Here is a 6,850-nt window from a genome sequence, read left to right on the forward strand (position 1 = left end):
TCAGAGCCCGTTTAAGTACCGACTACACAGCACTGCCTGTCAGTGATAAGGCGCAGCTCGAACACTTAAAAGCTAGTGGCTATCGACTTGTTAACTGGTTACCCGAGAAGTAAACATGAAAAAAATTATCGTTATCTGCCTAATGTTATTACACAGCGCTGCTTGGGCGATGGAGTCTGTTGAGCAGGGAATTATCTTGTTTAATCAAAAAGAGTATCAGCAAGCGCAGCATATCTTTCAGCAGCAATCGGATTCTGGCAGTGCTTATGCGACATTTTGGTTAGGGGTGACCCAGTACAAAAACCGCCAGCACTTTGAGGCAGGACAAACATTTTTAAAAGCGGCGGAGATGGGTGACCCCTGGGCGATGGGGGTTTTGGGGGATGTGAATCTGTATGCTAACAACCCTTGTAAGTTTCTTGGCTGGCCCTGTGATGAGAAATGGTTGACGAAGGCCAAGCAGGGATGGAAAGCTCTTGCTGAAAACGGCGATGGTAAAGCCGCATTTGCTCTAAAAATCAATCAAAGAGAGTGGTGGGAATATATCCCTTTTTATCGTCAAAGTCGGTATCAAGAAATCGTCAGTAAGGCCATTCCTAATGGTGGCTATAAGTTCCTAGACTACAATACTTATTGGGATTCATCTGAAGACAAGCTACCGTACCTCAAGTTGGTTGCCAACCAAGGTTATGCTCCAGCAATGAAAACGCTTTATTATCGAATGGATACCATTGGTTATGATGAAGCCATGAAATGGATTAATAAAGCAATAAAATTGGGTTATGCGGAAGCAGCGAAAACACTATATCTTGCCTATCGAGTAGGTGAGGAAGATCGTGATGGTAATATCATCATGTCCCCCGATCCTAAAAAAGCCTACTACTACAGTCGGCTTACTGAGGCGTTGGGTGGGTCTAAGCAAGATAATAGCCTTATTTTACACAAACGCATCATCAAAGATGGCTTACCCGTTTCGGATGAAAATGGTGAACCAGTGTTTGAAATTCTCGTTACTGAGCAAGAGCAAGCGGAAATGGATAAACAAGTGGCTGAATTTGTAAAAGACATTAAGCCTAATCTGTTTTTGGATGAAACGTCGATAAATCTGTTCTAATTGTTGTGCGCCTTGGCCTGTATTCGGGGTTAAGGCGCGTTTCTCTTTATGGTGCACATGAAAAAAATTATCGTTCTCTGCTTAATGTTGTTACACAGCGCTGCTTGGGCGATGGAATCTGTTGAGCAGGGTATTCGTCTGTTTAACCAAAAAGAGTATCAACAAGCGCAGCAATTTTTCAGCAGCAATCTGATGCTAGCAGTGCTTAAGCAACGTTTGGGTTAGAGTGACACATTGCAATAACCAACCGCCAACATTTTTATTGCTAGATATGTCGATGACATTTCCCTAACTATCGACAGGAAGGAACAAATGATATCAGAACGAAAATTGAACAAATTGGCGGAAAATCTTCATAGTAGTGAGATTGTTTTTAGCTGGGACTATACAGGATTTGGCGGATATCGAGCAGCTAAAGCACGTTGGTTCATGGTTATAACTGCTGGTTGTATTCCCTTAGCTCTACTTTTGTTTAGTGAACTCGATATTGCCAGCGTGTATTTTTGGATAAATGTTATGGTTTGTATCGGAATGGTGTTTGCGGGACGATACCTTTTCCTTTCAGATAGAACCTTTTGTTACAGCTTAACACCGGTTGGTATTTTCTATACTGAGCAAGTTGCTGTACCTGACAGTGCTTATACATTTGTCCGAGGCTTTGCTTGGGTAGGTATTGCGGTATGTATTGTGGCTTTATTCCTATTTGGGCCAATTGCTTTTGTTGGCGTCGCTGGGTGTGCACTGCTTTCTTTCGGTTTGACAAATTTCAATCCAGAAATAGCAAAAAAAGAAGTTTATTTCTCCAATGAATTGATTATTTTTGACCCTGAAAATGACATATTATTAGAAATAAATACTAATGATGAATTTCATCCTAAATTAGTAAGAAGTATTTTCTTTAATACATTCGATGAGAAGCGAGTTTTTATCGAAAAACTAAGAGTTATTCATGAAAATTTTGAATATAATAAGTTGAAAAGCATTAATGAACAATACAAGCATCCTATATTTAATCGAGAACCAAAAAGTGAATAGTATGTCAGGTGATTATTTTAATGAAGATGAACTTAAACTAGAGCATTCCTTGAACTCTTTCCCTTTTGTCGCAGGTCAACGTACCGATAAACTCTTTGGTTCGAGCCATGTACTCTGCCCTTTACCTATTAAAACGTTATTACCGAAAGCTGGACGTTGCGATCAGCTTGTTGCGAAAACGGCTCAATATATCGATATAGGTGGCGTTGGTGGTCTGATATTCCAGACCCAATTGATGTGGATGATGGCCTTTATCGGTTTCGCCTTTTTTCTATGGTTTTACATTATATTTGGCGGCTTCTATGGAATCTATGAAGGCGCTTTCAAAGAGGTTTTGGTGGATGGTAGTTGGCATAAAGAGTTTCGCTTATATGATTTTCTGTACATATTATTAGCTACATTAGCTCCTTTGGGGGGGATATTATTCATTAATGGTAGTATTTTGCTTAGTGCCAGAAAAATGCTTTCTCAAACGCTCCCGTGCCGTTTTCATCGTCAGCGTCGTGAAGTATTGTTTTCTCGTTGGAATGAAGAGAGCAAGACCATTGAAACGCGGATTGTGCCTTGGGAAAAGGTTTGTGCCATGGTGGGACAGAGCAGCACCGTGACCGCTGGCGGTGTGATGTCGTCTGCCTCTTTAATGATTTCGGCAAATGATGAGGAAACTTATGGCGAGTTTTGGTCGGCGCTGCAGATAGGCGCGATTGATAAGTTTCATGCAGCTTCCACTTGGGAGATGATTCGTACCTTCATGGATGAGGGTGCAGATCGAATTTGTGACCCTGCACCGTTGACGCTTGATGGCATCATTGAAGAACACTGCCTGACTCATGGCATCAAAAAAGAAGACTTCAGTAATGCGACACGCTTTTGGTGGTACATCAACGGTACCATGCTGGGTATCTGGCGTACGAATTACGAAATGAGCAAAATCAAACAGCGCTCTGACTGTTTTGCGGATGTTGTCGCGTGGAGCAAACCGTTACCCAAAGAACAATGGCAAAAACCGAGTCGAGCGCTTGATTATGTGAATGAGATGCTGGTTCGCCATGAATACGCAAAGGGACAAACCATTTTCAGTATCGGCGATGCTTGCAGCCGTTACATGCAGCCTCCGCAGGAGAAACGGGCATAACGGATGCCTTTCTCTGCGATACCTAAGAGCGCTGCACCGCAGCGCTTTTTTCTTTCCTCTCTTTTCATCTACACTTATCTCCTCAATGGGGACTAAGGAAATCTTATGGCTACAGCGTTGTATGCCGTCATTTTGGCTGGGTTATTGATAGGGTTGGCGGTGCAGGTGATCAAGCAGCGTCGGCGTCATCAGGTGAAGTATATGGATGGGGGCGTGAATGCGTTGACTTTGGCGCGTAGTGCGCAGGGCAATGCCGCGGAGTACATTCCGATCACGTTGATTTTGATGGGCTTCGCAGAGTTCAACGGCGCGAATGTATGGTGGCTGCATGCGACTGGCATCGCTTTCATTCTCGGTCGTCTGCTGCATGCCAAAGCGATCTATCTCTGACGTTAAGCGTCGCGGGCGAAATGACCATCAGGCAAATGTCGCGTGCGTGAGCGGCGCGATATCGTCGGTTTGGTGTTCCGCCCAACGTCTGTGCGTTGAACGGGGAACAACCGTTTCGAGGCTAGATGAGCTGCAAGCTAGAGAGAATGAAAATGCTCAGCGTACATGAGAGCAAAGAGAATACGGTGATGAGCGCGATGATGTTGGCGGCCAATGTGGCGTTGCCGCCCATCTTATCCATGTCAACACCAATTTAGCGGCGTTACTCAATGCTCAATCGGTCACGGTTGAGTTTTATGCTCGACAAGCGATTGAAAAAAAGACCATAACAAGTAGCCGAACGGGCTCAACTGAAAAGAGTGAAATCATTAACCTAAGCCAGCATAATGTCACGGTTATCCATCAAGAGCAGCGTAATGAAGGTACTGCCTATTTTGTTAAATATGATTTAACCGTACCAGAATACAGTACCGATTTTAGCCTACTGATGATGCGTTCTTATCAGTATCGCTACCAGCCTGTTTTTGTGCTCAGAACCAAGCTGCACGTTGAGCAGGCCAGCTTTCCGACATTAGCATTAGAAGAGCGTGATGATTCTCGCGCTGTGAATGTGGTTCCAACGTATGCTTTAGATAACAACAGTGATCAAGATTGGGCGCACAATACCGTATTGGCGTAAAGCGTATCATCGGTCATCAAAAACATTAGGAATGATAATGGCTTATAACTCAGAGCAATTCACCCTCCAACCACCTAAAGAGGCGTAAGGTTTTTACGGCGTATCTTAAAGGGGCAGATATTCCCTTTTACTAAAGCCAATGAGACAATTTCATTGTCTCTAGCAAGAGAGACTGAGCCGTCCGCTATGCAAAGCTATAATCAAGATAATTTATTTTGGGATGAAAAAATTTAAATAGTGAGGCTTTGTCTGGGTGGTCACAATTCTATTTTATGATTGCTGGGATGGTAAAAGTTTCACTTATTATTGCCTTGCCGCTTCTCTACTTGATCATTATTTCTGCCATGATATTTGGACCGTATGGATGGAAGGATTGGGCTGGAGATTTTGGCACTGTTACTTTGTATACAACACTTCCTTGTTTACTTTTTTATGGTCATTTTAAATTGGTCAGTGCAGGCCATCTTTTTCTAGCGCCCTTTTTAAAAAGTAAACGAGTGTATAGCCTCAATCGCCAAACTGGCATGATGACACTGTTTAAAAAAGGCAATAAAAAGCGTTTTAGCCATCCATTTATTGAGTTTGACTGTGTGCTGATGTCCGCCCCTAGTCCACAAGGGCACTTAAATTACAACCTGATGTTGGTGCATCGCTATCATGATTATTCCTTTGGGGTGCCTTCGGTAATCTAATTGGCAGTAATGAGAGGGTGGAAGAGTATTATCGGTTGTGGAATATGATCCAACGTTACATGGATATCAGCCAACCCATGCCCGATATTTTAGTGCTTGAGCCTGCACGTGAAAGAGACCCAACTACTACCGCCTATGATAAGCAGACTGGGCGCAATCCACGATACTGGCGTGATATGAGTGATGAAGAATACCAGCAAACTCTGAAAAGAATCGCAGAGCAGCAAAAAAATCAGCCAGATAGTGTCCCAGCATTGAATGTTTTTTCACCATCTTAGTGATGGATACTGCTTTTATCTAAACGAGACTGATTACTTATAATTTGTATGGTTTGTGCAGCTTATTTGCGCTTACACTAACTGCAACTGTAAACCTCCCAAGCCCAGTGGCTAAGATTGGCAAGGTTTGTGAAAGCGTCTGATTTAAGTGGTGAGAATAAGTTAATTTCTCGGAAGTTTGATGAGGTTAGTGAGAAACTTTGTAAGAATATGGTGCTAACTCGTTATGATGAGTCATTCCAGAGCGGCCTGCTGGTTGGAATTAAAAAGCCAACCCAGTATTTTGCTTACCCGATCGGTCTTGTGCAAAATCCGGTGGTCGGTCAAAAATTGCAAGTATGGCTAGAAACAGAGTCACACTGTGAGCTAGTGAAAAAGAACGAAATTATTATCAATTGGAGTATTCATGAAGCTTTATCCTAATCGACTTCTCCGTCTTGTTTTGGTGATTAGCTTTATAGTTGGGCTGGTTGCTTGCAAGCCTAACCCACAAGACGATATCGCCCTGTTTCAGCCATTTATTACTGAAAATATTAACAAAAAATCTGATGACCCTTATATATCGAGCACCGTAAAGCCGGGAGATAAGCTGTATGACATATTGGTCAATATTCAACATGGCGACACACATTCAGCCTATGAAAAATTAATGGTTTTAGTTGATAAAAATGATTATGAAGCCCAATTTTTGGTCGCTAAGATGATTTATCAAGCTAGTAGTCAGTCGATCGCAAGGGCTATTAAGTTGTATAAGCAATCCGCTAATCAAGGGAATCCATATGCGTATTATGAACTGTCCCCATTAGGAAAAGGATGCTTGGCATACTTTGGTAAAAAAACGTGCACTGATGAAAATTTCAATAAAGCCATTGAACTTTTTAAATCTCTCGCTGAGAAAGGTGATCTGCGAGCTCAATATTTTTTACTAAAACAGCAAGAATTAGACCAATCGAAAGAGACTCGTGCTCAGTATATTCAAGAGGTAATTCGATTTTCTCAATATCATTATTACCAACCCTTGATGGACTATGTAAATACTATTTTAATTCGTCCACAAGATAAATTTAATTATGAAGCTAAAACTCCAGAATTATATCAATTAGCAATTCAGTTGCTAACTGTTGCTGCTAATAATAATTATATACCAGCAATAGAATTTCTTGTTCGACAAGACTCCGATCTAAAAAGTAATGATGATTTATATTTAAAACTAAAAACTCTAGGCGGTACACACTTTTATAAGACTAGGTTTTTTGAGTTTAAAAAAGAATTTAATAATAGCAAATTATATTGCTATGCTACTTTGTATGAGGCTATAACAGGGTCAGACAAGTTATTTATTGGTATAGAAAATGCGGAAAATATAACTATAGACTGTAATATAGAGGAAAGTATGAAAACAATGACACCAATGGTATACATAGATGGTTTTACTAGCCGTGATGATTGGGTAGATTAAACTTTCATTTATACTCACTTTGCTAGATATTCGTGTTTAGGAGCGGTTATGGCCACAACAGGGTATGC

8 protein-coding genes and 3 pseudogenes are annotated in these 6,850 nt (G+C 41.5%); 10 read left to right on the forward strand and 1 reads right to left on the reverse strand.

Features of this window, described 5'->3' with window-relative positions:
• The first annotated feature begins 115 nt into the window (after positions 1–115).
• From ACF8PK_RS14295 to ACF8PK_RS14315, 5 genes and pseudogenes are all read left to right on the forward strand, one after another.
• Entirely contained in the window at positions 116–1,114 is a 999-nt protein-coding gene (locus tag ACF8PK_RS14295) for a sel1 repeat family protein (protein WP_238771983.1), read from the forward strand.
• 57 nt (positions 1,115–1,171) lie between these two features.
• Entirely contained in the window at positions 1,172–1,339 is a 168-nt protein-coding gene (locus ACF8PK_RS14300; RefSeq protein ID WP_238771985.1) for a hypothetical protein, read from the forward strand.
• 87 nt (positions 1,340–1,426) lie between these two features.
• On the forward strand, positions 1,427–2,149 hold the full coding sequence (locus tag ACF8PK_RS14305; protein ID WP_238771987.1) for a hypothetical protein: 723 nt from the start codon (positions 1,427–1,429) through the stop codon (positions 2,147–2,149).
• A gap of 1 nt (position 2,150) precedes the next feature.
• Complete coding sequence (locus tag ACF8PK_RS14310) at positions 2,151–3,284, forward strand: hypothetical protein (RefSeq protein ID WP_392441906.1); 1,134 nt, start codon at positions 2,151–2,153, stop codon at positions 3,282–3,284.
• 105 nt (positions 3,285–3,389) lie between these two features.
• Positions 3,390–3,668: pseudogene (locus ACF8PK_RS14315) on the forward strand (MAPEG family protein); the annotation flags it as partial.
• Between the two features lie 127 nt (positions 3,669–3,795).
• Here the strand turns inward: ACF8PK_RS14315 and ACF8PK_RS14320 are convergent.
• Positions 3,796–3,906, reverse strand: a pseudogene (locus tag ACF8PK_RS14320) (AEC family transporter); the annotation flags it as partial.
• Between the two features lie 255 nt (positions 3,907–4,161).
• Between ACF8PK_RS14320 and ACF8PK_RS14325 the strand changes: the two are divergent.
• The 5 genes and pseudogenes from ACF8PK_RS14325 (at position 4,162) to ACF8PK_RS14345 (ending at position 6,782) form a co-directional block, all read left to right on the forward strand.
• Positions 4,162–4,353, forward strand: a complete 192-nt coding sequence (locus ACF8PK_RS14325) for a hypothetical protein (protein ID WP_392441907.1) — start codon at positions 4,162–4,164, stop codon at positions 4,351–4,353.
• 284 nt (positions 4,354–4,637) lie between these two features.
• Positions 4,638–5,045, forward strand: a complete 408-nt coding sequence (locus tag ACF8PK_RS14330; protein ID WP_392441909.1) for a hypothetical protein — start codon at positions 4,638–4,640, stop codon at positions 5,043–5,045.
• A gap of 59 nt (positions 5,046–5,104) precedes the next feature.
• Positions 5,105–5,323 (forward strand): hypothetical protein, encoded by a 219-nt coding sequence (locus ACF8PK_RS14335; protein ID WP_392441910.1) that lies wholly within the window; start codon positions 5,105–5,107, stop codon positions 5,321–5,323.
• 93 nt (positions 5,324–5,416) lie between these two features.
• Positions 5,417–5,746 (forward strand): annotated as a pseudogene (locus ACF8PK_RS14340) (hypothetical protein); the annotation flags it as partial.
• Positions 5,730–6,782: a tetratricopeptide repeat protein gene (locus ACF8PK_RS14345; protein WP_392441912.1), complete on the forward strand. Its 1,053-nt coding sequence runs from the start codon at positions 5,730–5,732 to the stop codon at positions 6,780–6,782. The pseudogene ACF8PK_RS14340 and the gene ACF8PK_RS14345, both read left to right, overlap by 17 nt.
• Positions 6,783–6,850 lie beyond the last annotated feature (68 nt).

The sequence above is a fragment of the Vibrio sp. CJQ_6 genome, assembly GCF_043106745.1.
GTDB classification, from domain to species: domain Bacteria; phylum Pseudomonadota; class Gammaproteobacteria; order Enterobacterales; family Vibrionaceae; genus Vibrio; species Vibrio furnissii.